The organism is Selenomonas sp. GACV-9, assembly GCA_900116485.1.
Lineage (GTDB): Bacteria > Bacillota > Negativicutes > Selenomonadales > Selenomonadaceae > Selenomonas_A > Selenomonas_A ruminantium_G.
Window position 1 is genome coordinate 99,340 of sequence record FPAX01000003.1, and the last position, 14,016, is coordinate 113,355.

Genomic DNA, 14,016 nt, shown 5'->3' on the forward strand with positions numbered 1-14,016 from the left:
TAGTTTCTTATGATGATATTATTCGCAAAAATACCGCATCGAGGTCTTTTTCCACTCTTTCTTGGAATACAGCTTGGTGTGCTCGCTGATGCCGCATTCCTTGCCGAGCGCCTCCACGATCTGCTCACATTCCTCGCGGCTGTGCCCATGGACCATCGTATAGAGGTTATAGGGCCAGTCCGGCGCCGTGTTGCGGTCATAGCAATGCGAGACCGACGGGCTTGCCGCCATCTTCTGGGCTACCTCGTCAAGCCGCGCCTCAGGTACCACCCAGGCAACGAGCACGTTGGCGCTGAATCCCACCTCACGATGGCGCAGCACCGCTCCCATCTTGCGGATGACCTTCTGCTCCTCGAGCACCTTGACGCGGGCGAGGAATTCCTCCTTCGAGACCCCCGCCTGATCAGCAAGCACCTGATACGGCTCAGCGACCAGCGGGAAATCTCCCTGCAGGGCGCGGATTATCTTCTTATCAAGTTCTGTCATTGCTGTTTCTTGTGCCATATTTTCTACCCCAGTATTGCCATCAATGCAGCTTGAACTGCACATTGATCTTGTATTTCTTGTTCGCCTTCAGGTTCAGCAGGTCTTCCACGCCCGGCAGTGCCTCGACTTCATCGAGAATCTTCTTCTCGGTCTCAAGGCATGGCGTCAGCAAAGTGAACCAAAGGTTATAGCGGCCCTCACGCTCATAGTTGTGCGTGGCGCCAGGGTAGCGGTTGATGGCCTCGGCCACGGTCTCGATCTTGTCCGGCTCGACGCGCAACGCTACGAGCGTGCCCTTGTAGCCGAGCTTGTTCGAGTTGAAGAACGTGCCGATACGGCGCAGGTATCCCTGCTGTTTAAGCTGCTGCAGGCGCGTCAGCACCGTCTGCTCATCGGTGCCCAGCTCATCAGCCAGCGCAGCAAATGGATGGCTGCAGACCGGCAGATTGCCCTGCAGCAGATTGAGTAAAGACTTGTCAAACGACGTAAGCTCTGTCATGGTATATCCCTCTCCCTAAAATACACCCTCCCGATTCCTATCCTTACTGCTCATTTCCCCTAGATATGAATCGGATTCACATTTCTTTACTCTTATTCTACCAAACTATCCCCAATGACGTCAAGTAAATCTGAACGCCCTTCATTTTTTAATGACGAATACGGCAGTACCGACAGCTCGGCGACGCCGAGCTTGCGCTTGATGGCCGCGATATTTTTCTGCCGCGCGTTCTTACCGATCTTGTCGCACTTCGTGGCGACGATCAGCACAGGGATATTATTCTTGACGAGCCACTCGAACATCTCCACATCCGAGGCCATCGGTTCGTGGCGGATATCGATGAGCTGGCAGACAAACTGCAGCCGCTCTGAGGTCAGCAGATATTCCTCAATGAACTTCGACCAGATCTTGCGCCGCTCCTTGCCCGTCTTCGCATAGCCATAGCCCGGCAGGTCGACGAGATAGAAGGCCTTGCGGCCCTCGACCTCTGCAATCTTGAGACCCACCTCGAAGAAATTGATGGTCTGCGTCTTGCCCGGCTGGGAGGATACGCGGGCGAGGTTGTTGACGCGCGTCAGCGAGTTGATCAGCGACGACTTGCCGACATTGGATCGGCCGATGAAGACGATCTCCGGCAGATCGTTTTCCGGATACTGATCTTTCTTAACTGCCGAGGCCACATACTGGCCCTGGGTGATGATGACTCTGTCCTTCTTTGTGCTCATATTTTCATCTCCTTCATGAAGAAACCTTCCCCAAGGGGAAGGCTCTTCTTACATCAATGCGGTTTTCAATACCTGATCCATCGATTCCACTGGCACGAACTCCAGCTTCTCGCGAACCGACTCCGGGATATCCTCGATATCGCGCTCGTTGTCCTTCGGCAGGATGATTGTCTTCATGCCCTCACGGTAAGCCGCGAGAACCTTCTCCTTGAGACCGCCAATCGGCAGCACCGTGCCGCGCAACGTGATCTCACCAGTCATGGCCACATCACTGCGGACCTTGCGGTTCGTCAACGCCGAAATCATCGCCGTCGCCATCGTGATGCCAGCCGACGGGCCATCCTTCGGGATAGCGCCCTCCGGCAGATGGATATGGATGTCTTCCTTCTCGTAGAAATCCTCCGGCAGCTTCAGCTTGTCAGAACGGCTGCGGATATAAGTAAGGCCTGCCTGTGCCGACTCCTGCATGACATCGCCGAGTTGACCGGTCAGGATCAGCTTGCCCTTGCCCTTGAGCACCGAGACCTCCGTGGGCAGCAGCGTGCCGCCCACCTCTGTCCAGGCCATGCCGGATACGACACCGACCTGCGGCTTTTTCTTTGCCTTGGGCTCCAGGTACTTGACCTTGCCGAGGAAATCGGTCAGGTTCTTCTTCGTGACCTTGATGGGCGTCTCCTCACCTTCGACCAGGCGGCGGGCAGCCTTGCGGCAGACCTGCCCGATAACGCGCTCGAGCTCGCGGACACCAGCCTCGCGGGTGTAGCTTTCGATGATCTTTTCGATGACACCAGCGCCGAAGTGGATGTCCTTGGCCTTGAGGCCATTCTGCTCGCGCTGGCGCGCCACCAGATAGCGCTTGGCAATCTCGCGTTTCTCAATTTCCGTGTAGCTCGACAGCTGGATGATTTCCATGCGGTCGCGCAGTGCCCGCGGGATATTGCCAAGGTTATTCGCCGTGACGATCCACATGACTTTTGACAAGTCAAAGGGCAACTCGATATAGTGATCGCTGAACGTCGAGTTCTGGGCAGGGTCAAGAACCTCCAGCAGGGCTGCCGACGGGTCGCCGCGATAGTCCATGCTGAGCTTGTCGACCTCATCGAGCAGGAACACCGGATTGCAGGTGCCCACGTTGCGGATGCCCTCGATGATACGGCCCGGCATGGCACCGATATAGGTGCGGCGATGCCCGCGGATTTCGGCCTCATCGCGCACACCGCCCAGGGATGCCCGCACGAACTCGCGGCCCGTGGCCCGTGCCACCGACGAGGCCAGCGAGGTCTTGCCGACGCCCGGCGGGCCGACGAGGCACAGGATGGGTGCGCTCTTGTCCTTGGCCAGCTGATGCACGGCCAGATAGTCGAGGATGCGGTCCTTGACCTTCTTGAGGCCATAGTGGTCATGGTCGAGCACCTTCTGGGCCGCCGTGATGTCCACGGTGTCCTCCGACTGCTTGTTCCAGGGCAGGTCGAGCAGCCAGTCGATATAATTGCGGATCACGTTGTTTTCCGCATTCATGCTGCTCATGCCATCGAGGCGGTTGATTTCCTTCTCCACGGCCTTGCGCACCGGCTCGGGGTAGTCCCCCTCTGCCAGCTTGCGGCGCGCCTCCTCGATGTCAGCGGTCTTGCCATCCTTATCGCCGAGCTCCTCACGGATGGCCTTGATCTGCTCGCGCAGATAGTAGTCCTTCTGGATCTTGTCCATCTGCTTGCGGACCTTGCGGCCGATCTTCTGCTCGAGCTGCAGGATCTCCAGCTCCCGCGCCAGCACCTCGTAGAGTTTTTCCAGACGCGCGCGGATGTCGATTGCCGCCAGCAGTTCCTGCCGCGTCTCGAGCTTGAGATTCAGATGGCTGGCAATGAGGTCAGCCAGGCGACCGGCATCATCGATGATAGCCACGGATACCAGCGTCTCCGGCGGGATCTTCTTCGAGATCTTGACCCATTCCTCGAACTCATGGACCACGGCCCGGGTCAGCGCCTCCATCCCCATTGACGTGTCAATCTTGTCCTTGAATTCCTCGACGTCGACTTCCGCATAAGTTTCCGTCTCCCGGTAATCCTTGATAATGGCGCGATGCTGTCCCTCAACCAGTACGCGCACGCTCTCCCCCGGCATCTTGACGATCTGGCGGATCTCTGCCACCGTACCGACGGTGTAGAGATTTTCCATGGCCGGTTCGTCGACTTCAGCATCGAGCTGGGCCGCCAGCAGGATTTCCCGGTCATCCACCATGGCCTGCTCCAGGGCAGCCATCGAGCGGGCACGGCCCACGTCGAGATGGATCATCATATAGGGAAATACCATCATGCCACGCAGTGGCAGCAATGGTAAAGTACGTGTCTCAGCCATATTCTCCCTCCTTTTCTTTTTAGATAAGAACAAGGCGCTGCCGCGGCAGCGCCTCATTGTATTCCGGCTGCCGTCAGGCAGTCTCTTCCTTACTGTCCTTTACCTTCTTATCGATGGTCAGGACAGGATCTTTTTTGGTGTTGACAGTGTCCTTCGTCACACGGCAGGCAGTCACGCCCGGAATCGAAGGCACATCATACATGACATTGCGCATGATGGCCTCGATGATGGAACGCAGACCGCGCGCGCCAGTCTTGCGCTTGAGCGCCTCCTTGGCAATCTGACGCAGGGCATCATCATCGAATTCCAGCTTGACACCATCCATGTCCAAGAGCTTCTGGTACTGTTTGACCAGTGCATTCTTCGGCTGGGTCAGGATGCTGATCATCGCTTCCTCGTCGAGCGAGTCAAGGGTCACGACCACCGGCAGGCGGCCGATGAACTCAGGGATCAGGCCGTGCTTCAAGAGATCCTCCGGCAGCAGCTTGCGCAGGGTATCTCCCACGCTGCGTTTGCGCTTGGACTTGATATCGGCACCAAAGCCCATCTGTTTCTGCCCCAGACGACCCTCGATGACCTTCTCGATGCCATCGAAAGCACCGCCGCAGATGAACAGGATGTTCGTGGTATCAATCTGGATGAGTTCCTGATGCGGATGCTTGCGGCCGCCCTGTGGCGGAACCGAGGCCGTCGTACCCTCAAGAATCTTCAGCAGTGCCTGCTGGACACCCTCGCCAGATACGTCGCGGGTAATCGACGGATTCTCCGACTTGCGGGCAATCTTATCAATCTCATCGATATAGATGATGCCGCGCTCAGCTTTCTCCACATCATAATCCGCAGCCTGGATGAGCTTCAGGAGGATGTTCTCGACATCCTCGCCCACATAGCCGGCCTCCGTCAGCGACGTGGCATCGGCGATGGCAAAGGGCACATTCAGGATACGGGCCAGGGTCTGGGCCAGCAGCGTCTTGCCGCTGCCGGTGGGCCCCAGCATGAGGATATTGGACTTCTGCAGCTCCACATCCTCACCTTTCACAGAACCCATATTGACGCGTTTGTAATGGTTATAGACAGCTACAGCCAGGCTTTTCTTGGCCTCGTCCTGACCGATTACATACTGGTCAAGGGTAGCACGGATGTCCTTCGGTTTTGGGACGTCCTTGAGCTCCACCTCTACATCTTCGCTGAACTCTTCTTCGATAATCTCATTGCAGAGCTCGATGCATTCATCGCAGATATAGACGCCAGGACCAGCAACCAGCTTACGTACCTGCTCCTGCGTCTTACCGCAGAAGGAGCACTTGAGCTGTCCTTTTTCATCCCCAAACTTCAACATTCCCTCACCCCTTAGTCTTTAGATTCCGCTTTTTTGCTTTTTTTCGGACGGGTAATCACTTCGTCGACGAGACCATAGGCCTTAGCCTCCTCAGCCGTCATGAAGTTATCGCGCTCCGTATCATTGTTGACCTCTTCCAGCGTCTTGCCCGTGGCATTGACGATGATATCGTTGATGACGTCACGGATGCGCTGGATCTCACGAGCCTGGATCTGGATGTCCGTGGACTGGCCCTGAGCACCGCCCAGCGGCTGGTGGATCATGATGCGCGAATTCGGCAGAGCAAAGCGTTTGCCCTTGGCACCTGCCGTCAGCAGCAGCGAGCCCATGCTCGCTGCCTGACCGATGCAGATGGTCGATACGTCCGGTTTGATATACTGCATGGTATCGTAGATAGCCAGACCAGCAGTGACAACACCGCCGGGGCTATTGATGTAGAGGTAGATATCCTTATCCGGATCCTCAGACTCGAGGAACAGGAGCTGTGCCACGACTACATTCGCTACATTGTCGTCAATCGGGCCGCCCAGGAAAATGATGCGGTCTTTGAGCAGGCGCGAATAGATGTCATAGGCGCGCTCGCCCCGATTGGACTGTTCTACTACCATTGGTACATAACTCATAGATATACCCCCATTATCAGGGTCTGCTTATTCAGCGATGTTGTCGATGATGAACTGTGCCGTCTTCTTACGGAGTACGGATGCAGCCAGATCGCCGATACGACCCTGCTCCTTGATGATTTTCTGAACCTGTTTCGGCGTAGCGCCATAAGCAGCTGCCATTGCAGCAACCTCAGCGTCCAGGTCCTTAGCCTCGACTTTGATTTCCTCAGCCTTAGCAACTTCCTCCAGCATGAGATCCGTCTTGACGTTCTTCTCAGCCGTCTCACGGTAGTCCTCACGGATCTTAGCGATATCCGTGCCAGCATACTGCAGGTACTGCTCGAGCTTCATGCCCTGCTGCTCAAGACGCATAGCCATTTCCTGGATCATGGAGGTTACGCGGTTGTCGATCATGACAGCCGGGATGTCAACCGTGATGTTGTTCGTAGCCTGCTCGATAGCAGCGCTCTTCTGGTCGTTCTCAGCTTTGCGCTCAGCGTTTTCCTGCAGGTTCTTGCGGATGTCAGCCTTGAGCTCGTCGAGCGTCTCGAACGTGCTTACTTTCTTAGCGAGCTCGTCATCGATAGCCGGCAGCTCTTTCTGCTTGATGCTGCGGACCGTGCATTTGAACGTAGCGTCTTTGCCAGCCAGCTCTTTTGCATGGTACTCTTCCGGGAACTTGACGTTTACTTCCTTCTCCTCGCCAATCTTAGCGCCGATCAGCTGCTCCTCGAAGCCCGGGATGAAGCTGCCAGAACCGATCTGCAGCGGATAGTCCGTGCCTTTGCCGCCCTCGAAAGCCTCGCCATCGACAAAGCCCTCGAAATCGAGCGTCGTGAAATCGCCATCAGCAACAGCAGCGCCTTCCGGAGCGTCAACCATCTTGCCCTGACGATCCTGGAAGTTCTTGAGCTGTTTCTCAACGTCTTCGTCTTTGATCTCTACAGCAGCCTTCTCAACCTTGAGGCCTTTGTACTCGCCAAGCTTGACTTCCGGACGCGGCGTAACCGTAGCCTTGAAGACCAGGTCCTTGCCATCCTCAAGCGTAACGATGTCGATATTCGGGCGCGTTACCGGCTCGATCTTCTGCTCTTTGAGAGCCTCATCGAAAGCCTTCGGAGCTACGAGATCGAAAGCTTCCTGCATCAGGGACTCGATGCCTACATGGCGCTCAACGATCTTGCGCGGAGCTTTGCCCTTGCGGAAACCCGGAATATTTACACGGTTAGCCAGGCGTTTGGATGCACGATCAACTGCCTTGGAAACCTCTGCTGCTTCAACTTCAATCGTCAGCGTAACCTGCTGGTTCTCACCATTCTCAACCGTAACCTTCATTGTCTGAAATGACCTCCTGTAATATCTGTTTTAAGTTTCGACACAATAAAACTATTTTATCATCTACTATGTCATACTCTTGTCATAATAACATAAACGCGCAGAAAACACAAGATTTTCTGCGCGCAGTTGTCAACAATTGTCAAAAAGTCAATATATCATTTCAGCAGGTTGCTCATGCGTTCAACCGGCACCGAAAGATCCACATGGCCGCCCAGTGACTCGACCTTGCTGCCCTCGATCAGAATCTGGACCTTCTTGATCTCAGAGAACTCGGTCAACGTATTGACCACCGAGCCCACGAGCATCTCCTCACCTGTCGAGCCACCCGTGAAATGCTTGACGAGATCCTGGCTGAAGTCCACATAGGCCGTATCGCCCTTGACCGTCACGCCCTTGAGCTTGGCCTGCTTCGGGATGATGGTCGACTGCCCCTTCTCCTTCGTCCCTTCCATCAGGGACTTGATGGCCGCCGCATATTTCCCGGAATTGTTGGTCTTGACCTTGCGCTTGACCGCAACGAGCTTCATGCCCTGGTCATCGGGATAGTAGACCTTGATTTCCATATTCTTTACCGGCTCTTTCTGTGCTGCCGAGCTTGGCGCACTGCCAGCCGATACCGGCGCATTGCCCGAGACGGATGCCGACGAACCATTCGGCGTCCCTTTCTCGTTATTCGGGTCACACCCTGCCGTCACCAGCAACGCCAGTGCCAGGACTGCCAGTAGGATGTATTTCATTTTCTTCATCGTTTATCACCTCATCATCTGCTAAGCTCAACGGAAATAACGGGATATGGCCCGGGCAATCGCCATTGCCATCTTCTGCTGATAGGTATTCGACTTCAGCAGCTTTTCCTCACGGTAGTTCGAGATAAAGGCCAGCTCTATGAGCGACGACGGCATATTCGTATGCTTGATGACATAGAAGTTGGCCGTCTTGACGCCACGGTTCACGAGTCCCATCTCCTTGTCGAGCTCCTCGTTGAGCAGCGTGGCCAGCTTCCGGCCCTGCCGCGAGCCAGCGAAATAATAGGTCTCCATGCCGCTGGCTGAAGGGTTCGAGAAGGAATTGCAATGGATGGATACAAAGATGTCACTTGACGGGTCAAAATTGGCCACATTGCAGCGGGCCTGCAGCTCCTGCGTGGCCGAGCTGTTCGGGCCATAGACATCCACATCCTTCGTGCGGGTCATAACCACCCGTGCCCCCGAGTTCTGCAGGATAGCCTGCAGCTTCTTGGCCACAGCCAGCGTGACATCTTTCTCGGCAGCTCCCGTCGGCCCCACGGCGCCGCTGTCGCTGCCGCCATGGCCGGCATCGAGGACAATCGTATGCCCCCGCACAGTACCGACACTGCCAGCAGCACCGCCGCCCTCAGACTCGAAGATATCGATGACCAGCCGGTAAGGCTTCTTGGCCTTGCGGTCGCGCTCGAGGGTATAAACCTTATAATTCCCTTCCTGTACATCATTGGCGAAATCAATGCGTACCTGGGTATGATTGCGCTGCAGCTCAGCGATACGAACGCGGCTGGCAAGGTCTTTCTTCAGCGTGATAGTCTTACGCAGCTCCCCCGGCACCGTGTTTTCCATATCGATGATCAGCTGCTTGGCCAGATACGGTTTTGTCGATACCTTATACTCGAGCTTGTCATGATTCATGCCGATCTCGATGCGCAAGACCTTGCGCCCGTCCACCGTCTTTTCCGACGTCTGGAAGTAATTGAGCTCATGATCCTGCACGTGACGTGCGGCCTCCGTCGTCCCCGGCAGCAGCATCAGTACTGCCAGCAAGACGGCTCCCGCCAAACTTGCCCAGCGGAATAGCGTATTCATCAAGGTTCCTCCTTATAGTTTCCCAGCTCTTAGTCTTTGAGTAAATCCAAGGCTTCCTGCTCAGCCTGCTCCGTGGCTTCCTTATCATAGGAAAGCTCGAGCTTCAGATAGTCGCCCTCGCCCACGTTTTCCGGCAAGTAGCTCACAGGAAAGTTTACCTTCTTCATATCATCGCCCAGCAGCAGGACGGCCAAATCGCCCTCTATCCGGTCAATATATGCACTTATCATTGTGCCGCCCCCTGTTCTGCCGTTACCTCATAGGTATTGCCATCTGTGGTCACCGTTATCGTGCCGTTCTTGTCCGTCTCGTAGACCTTGGCCTTGAGGATCTCGCCCTTGTCATTCTTGACGAGCTTGGTCTTCTTGGTCTTACCATCGCGGCGGTCCGTGAACTTGGGCTCAGCCAGGTAGCGGGCCAGGACATCCGGATGCGGATGGCCGTAGTCATTGCCTGCGCCGCAGGAAATCAGCACGGTCTCAGGCCATACGGCCTTCAGGAAATGCACCGACGAGGCCGTAGCACTGCAGTGATGTCCCGACTTGAGGATCGTACTGTGCAGGTCAGCCCAATGCGCAGCGAGCAATTTCTCCTCGACCTCTTTTTCCGCATCCCCTGTCAGCAGCATAGAAAACTCACCGCAGATGAGTTTTCCGACCACCGATTCGTTATTGGGGTCATGCTTATAGCCCGGCTCCGTTCCCGCTGCAGCGATCTCTGCCGAGGGGAACATGACCTGAAACGATACGCCGCTGCCGAAGTCCAGCACATCGCCGTCCTTCAAGGCATGGCGTTTGATGCCCTTAGCCTTGAGTTCTTTCATATAGTTGATATAGATCTTTGAAGTCGACGGCATGCCGTTATCATAGACTTCCCCGACCTCGTAATCCTTGAGCAATAGAGCCATCCCACCGATATGGTCCGCATGGGGATGGGTCAAGATGACCTTGTCGATTTTGCGGACGCCCGCCTTGTCGAGCTCGCGCTTCAGCTTGTCGCGTTCATCGACATCACTCGTATCGACCAGCACAGTCTGCTCGGCCGTCTGCACCAGGATTGCATCGCCCTGTCCGACGTTCAGCATCTTGACGGTCAGTTTCGCAGGACTTGCCGCCGCAGGGGCAGATGCCACATTGCTGCTTTCCCCGCTGGCACTGCTGCCATTCGTAGCTGCCCCACAGCCGGCCAGCACCGCGATAGTCAGCATGACCAGCCCCAGGATTATTCCTATCTTCTTGCGCATATTCATCACCTCAAACTACTTGGAGGATATGGCGGTAGATTCCCTCTGCCACACCATCCTCATCCACCGAAGGCAGCACGACGTCTGCCTTCGCCTTGAGTTCATTGCCCGCATTGCCCATGACCAGGCTCGTGCCGACAGTATCCATCATCTCCAGATCGTTCAGTCCATCGCCAAAGGCACAGCTATCCTCCACCGGCACGCCAAGATATGACAGCGCCCGCTCGATACCCGTAGCCTTCGAGACATCCGCCGAGTATATTTCCATATACTTGAGCAGCGTCGGATCGATAAGCCCCGTAAGCCCCGGCCAGGCCAGCAGCTCATGGAAAAGACCGCCCGCATTGGGTGTTTCCGACAGGAACTCGATCTTGCCGATTGCCAGCCCCGCAAGTGACGGGTCGAATTCCCGGACGAAATGATCCAACGAGATATCAATCGATGTATAGACCTTCTCGAGCCCCTTGTACTCGTTCTTCAGATAGACCGAAGGGTGACTCTCGAGAATGTACTCCACCTGATTCTCCTCAGCCAGCGCCACCATCTTCTGTACGACAGGCAGCGGCAAATCCTGACGATAGATGACCTTGCCCTCTACCAGCACGATTGCGCCATTCATCAACACATGGCCATCAAACAGATCCGGATCACGCATCTCTTCACTGAGGTAGGCGAACGGCCGCCCCGAGGCGATGAACGTATGGTGCCCGGCCTTGCGCAGTGCGCGGATGGCATCCTTCACCGGTGCGCTGATATGCGTCTGCTGGCGATGGATGTTGATGAGCGTGCCATCAATATCAAAGAAAATCGCTTTTCTCTTATCCGTCATGAAAAAAAAGACTCCAATCTCTAGTAAATATAGAAGTTTATCCACCTCTATACTACTAAAAATCAGAGTCTCATTCAAGCACTTTCAGGCGCTATCACGCCCTGCGGCTTGTTTTTTAATCTACGTTCACCTGCTTGGCCTCAGCTGCCAGACATAGTTTCTGCTCGGCTGCCAAGAGTTCCTTGGCGGCCTTGACCTGCAGCTCGACCTGGCCATAGGAAGTGCCGCCCAGAGAATTGCGGTTCTTGACACAAGTCTCCGGGCTGATAGCCTCCTTGATATCATCGCCAAAGAGCGGCGAGAGCGCCTTGAACTCCTCGATGGTCATATCCTCGAGGTACTTGCCCTTGGCAATGCAGTCATGCACCGCCGTTCCCGACACAGCATGGGCCTTGCGGAATGGCATGCCCTTCTTGACGAGATAGTCGGCAAGGTCAGTCGCGTTGGAGAAATCCTCCGTCACAGCCTTCATCATGACATCCTTGCGGACCTTCATGCCACGGATCAGCTGCGCATAGACAGCCAGGCTGAACTTGACCGTATCGATGGCATCGAAGATGCCTTCCTTGTCTTCCTGCAAGTCCTTGTTGTACGCGAGAGGCAGTCCCTTGACCGTCGCCAGCATCGCCATCAGATGGCCGATGACGCGGCCGCTCTTGCCACGGACGAGCTCAGATACATCGGGGTTCTTCTTCTGCGGCATCATCGACGAGCCCGTGCAGTGCGCATCGTCAAGCTCGACAAACGAGAACTCACGGCTGCACCAGAGGATGGTCTCCTCCGAAAGGCGCGACAGATGTACCATGAGGATCGACGCAGCGCTGAGGAACTCGAGAATATAGTCGCGATCGCTGACAGCGTCGAGACTGTTCGTATAGATATTATCGAAATTCAGCTGCTTAGCAACGAACTCGCGGTCAATCGGGAAGGTCGTGCCCGCCAGGGCCCCAGCGCCCAGCGGCATGATGTCAGCCCGCTTATAGACGCCCTCGAACCGGGCGAAATCGCGCGACAGCATGCCGAAGTATGCCAGCAGATGATGTGCGAACAGGATGGGCTGCGCACGCTGCAGATGCGTATAGCCCGGCATGATGACATCGCCGTATTTCTCAGCGGTCTCGACCAACGCCTGCTGGAGGTTCTGAATCTCCTTCTGTACCTCGACGACCTGACGGCGCACATACATATGCGTGTCGAGGGCCACCTGGTCGTTGCGGCTGCGCGCCGTATGCAGGCGGCCGCCAGCCTCGCCGATAGCATCGGTCAGACGCTTCTCGATATTCATATGGATATCTTCGAGATCCACCGAAAAGTCGAACTTGCCATCTTCAATTTGTTTGAGGACATCCTTGAGGCCGGCGATGATCTTATCCTTATCCTCTGCCGAGATGATACCACACTTTGCCAGCATCGTCGCATGGGCGATGGAGCCAGCGATGTCCTCATGGTACATCCTCTTATCAAAGCTTATGGAGGCCTGGAACTCATTGATCATCTCATCGGTGGTCTTTGTGAACCGGCCGCCCCACATTGCCTCGCTCATTTTTTCGTCTTCTCCTGCATCAGGGCACGAACCTTGAGCGGCAGGCCGAACAGGTTGATGAAGCCCGTGCCATCTGCCTGGTTGTAGACATCATCATGTTCAAACGTCACGAATTCCTGGCTGTAAAGCGAATACGGGCTCGTGCTGCCTGCAGAGATGATGTTGCCCTTGTAGAGTTTGAGCTTGACAGAGCCCGTGACCGTCTGCTGCGTGCTGTTGACGAAAGCATCGAGAGCCTCGCGCAGCTGGCAGAACCACATGCCATCATAGACGAGCTCTGCATAGCGTACACCGACCGTCTGCTTGTAGTGATAGGTTGCGCGGTCAAGGCAGAGATACTCGAGCTCACGATGTGCATAGTAGAGCAGCGATCCGCCCGGATTCTCGTAAACGCCACGGGACTTCATGCCGACGAGACGGTTCTCGCAGATATCGACGATGCCGACACCATTGCGTGCACCGATCTCATTGAGCTCCGTCAGGAGCTCAACAGCCCCCATCTTCTTGCCGTTGACACCTACCGGCTCGCCCTTCTCGAAGTCGATGGTCACGTATTCCGGTTTGTCCGGTGCATCTTCCGGAGCCTTGGAGATCAAGAACATGCTGTTCTGCGGCTCGTTAGCCGGATCCTCGAGATCAGAGCCCTCATGGGAAAGATGCCAGATGTTGCGGTCCATGGAGTAGGTCTTGTTCTCCGTTGCGATGGGGATACCGTGTTTCTTGGCATATTCGATCTCAGCGCTGCGGGAGTCGAGATCCCACTCACGCCACGGAGCGATCAGCGTGATGTTCGGAGCCAGTGCTTTTACCGTCAGCTCGAAACGAACCTGGTCATTGCCTTTGCCCGTAGCGCCATGAGCGATAGCATCCGCGCCTTCCTGCTTAGCAATCTCCACGAGTTTCTTCGCGATGATCGGACGTGCAAAGGACGTACCGAGCAGGTATTTATCCTCATAGACAGCACCGGCCTTGAGCGTCGGCCATACATATTCTTTCAGGAACTCTTCCTTGAGGTCAGCGATATAGACCTTGGAGGCACCGGATTTCAATGCTTTATCATGAACGACATCGAGCTCATCGCCCTGGCCGACATCGGCGCAGGCAGCGATGACTTCGCAGCCATCATAGTTTTCTTTGAGCCAGGGAATGATAACGGAGGTATCAAGACCACCGGAATAAGCGAGCACGACTTTCTTGATCTGTTTCTTTGCCATAGAAA

General features: G+C 55.5%; 14 protein-coding genes. All 14 read right to left on the minus strand.

Annotated elements, in window-relative coordinates; all coding sequences use genetic code 11:
• Window positions 1–18: 18 nt before the first annotated feature.
• On the minus strand, window positions 19–504 hold the full coding sequence (locus BM322_RS04830) for an AsnC family transcriptional regulator (protein ID WP_075428783.1): 486 nt from the start codon (window positions 502–504) through the stop codon (window positions 19–21).
• A gap of 22 nt (window positions 505–526) precedes the next feature.
• Window positions 527–985, minus strand: a complete 459-nt coding sequence (locus BM322_RS04835) for an AsnC family transcriptional regulator (RefSeq protein ID WP_075428784.1) — start codon at window positions 983–985, stop codon at window positions 527–529.
• 92 nt (window positions 986–1,077) lie between these two features.
• The gene (gene yihA / locus BM322_RS04840; protein ID WP_075428785.1) at window positions 1,078–1,710 is read right to left on the minus strand and encodes a ribosome biogenesis GTP-binding protein YihA/YsxC; all 633 of its coding nucleotides are present in this window, start codon (window positions 1,708–1,710) and stop codon (window positions 1,078–1,080) included.
• A 48-nt stretch (window positions 1,711–1,758) separates the two neighbouring features.
• The gene (lon, locus tag BM322_RS04845) at window positions 1,759–4,065 is read right to left on the minus strand and encodes an endopeptidase La (protein WP_075428786.1); all 2,307 of its coding nucleotides are present in this window, start codon (window positions 4,063–4,065) and stop codon (window positions 1,759–1,761) included.
• Between the two features lie 73 nt (window positions 4,066–4,138).
• Window positions 4,139–5,404 carry an ATP-dependent Clp protease ATP-binding subunit ClpX gene (gene clpX, locus BM322_RS04850; protein ID WP_075428787.1) on the minus strand — a complete coding sequence of 422 codons (1,266 nt, stop codon included), beginning with the start codon at window positions 5,402–5,404 and terminating at the stop codon, window positions 4,139–4,141.
• Window positions 5,405–5,415: 11 nt separating this feature from the next.
• Entirely contained in the window at window positions 5,416–6,027 is a 612-nt protein-coding gene (gene clpP, locus BM322_RS04855) for an ATP-dependent Clp endopeptidase proteolytic subunit ClpP (RefSeq protein ID WP_075428788.1), read from the minus strand.
• A gap of 27 nt (window positions 6,028–6,054) precedes the next feature.
• Window positions 6,055–7,344, minus strand: a complete 1,290-nt coding sequence (tig, locus tag BM322_RS04860) for a trigger factor (RefSeq protein WP_075428789.1) — start codon at window positions 7,342–7,344, stop codon at window positions 6,055–6,057.
• Window positions 7,345–7,502: 158 nt separating this feature from the next.
• Complete coding sequence (locus BM322_RS04865; RefSeq protein ID WP_075428790.1) at window positions 7,503–8,093, minus strand: GerMN domain-containing protein; 591 nt, start codon at window positions 8,091–8,093, stop codon at window positions 7,503–7,505.
• A 27-nt stretch (window positions 8,094–8,120) separates the two neighbouring features.
• Window positions 8,121–9,182 carry an N-acetylmuramoyl-L-alanine amidase gene (locus tag BM322_RS04870; RefSeq protein WP_075428791.1) on the minus strand — a complete coding sequence of 354 codons (1,062 nt, stop codon included), beginning with the start codon at window positions 9,180–9,182 and terminating at the stop codon, window positions 8,121–8,123.
• A 29-nt stretch (window positions 9,183–9,211) separates the two neighbouring features.
• Window positions 9,212–9,412, minus strand: a complete 201-nt coding sequence (locus tag BM322_RS04875; RefSeq protein ID WP_075428792.1) for a DUF3006 domain-containing protein — start codon at window positions 9,410–9,412, stop codon at window positions 9,212–9,214.
• A complete protein-coding gene (locus BM322_RS04880; protein WP_082334387.1) occupies window positions 9,409–10,431 on the minus strand; it encodes a ComEC/Rec2 family competence protein in 1,023 nt (340 codons plus the stop codon). Before BM322_RS04880 ends, BM322_RS04875 begins: the two co-directional genes overlap by 4 nt.
• A 4-nt stretch (window positions 10,432–10,435) precedes the next feature.
• Window positions 10,436–11,254 (minus strand): Cof-type HAD-IIB family hydrolase, encoded by an 819-nt coding sequence (locus BM322_RS04885; RefSeq protein ID WP_075428793.1) that lies wholly within the window; start codon window positions 11,252–11,254, stop codon window positions 10,436–10,438.
• A gap of 115 nt (window positions 11,255–11,369) precedes the next feature.
• A complete protein-coding gene (gene argH, locus BM322_RS04890) occupies window positions 11,370–12,797 on the minus strand; it encodes an argininosuccinate lyase (RefSeq protein WP_075428794.1) in 1,428 nt (475 codons plus the stop codon).
• On the minus strand, window positions 12,794–14,011 hold the full coding sequence (locus BM322_RS04895) for an argininosuccinate synthase (protein ID WP_075428795.1): 1,218 nt from the start codon (window positions 14,009–14,011) through the stop codon (window positions 12,794–12,796). Before BM322_RS04895 ends, argH begins: the two co-directional genes overlap by 4 nt.
• Window positions 14,012–14,016 lie beyond the last annotated feature (5 nt).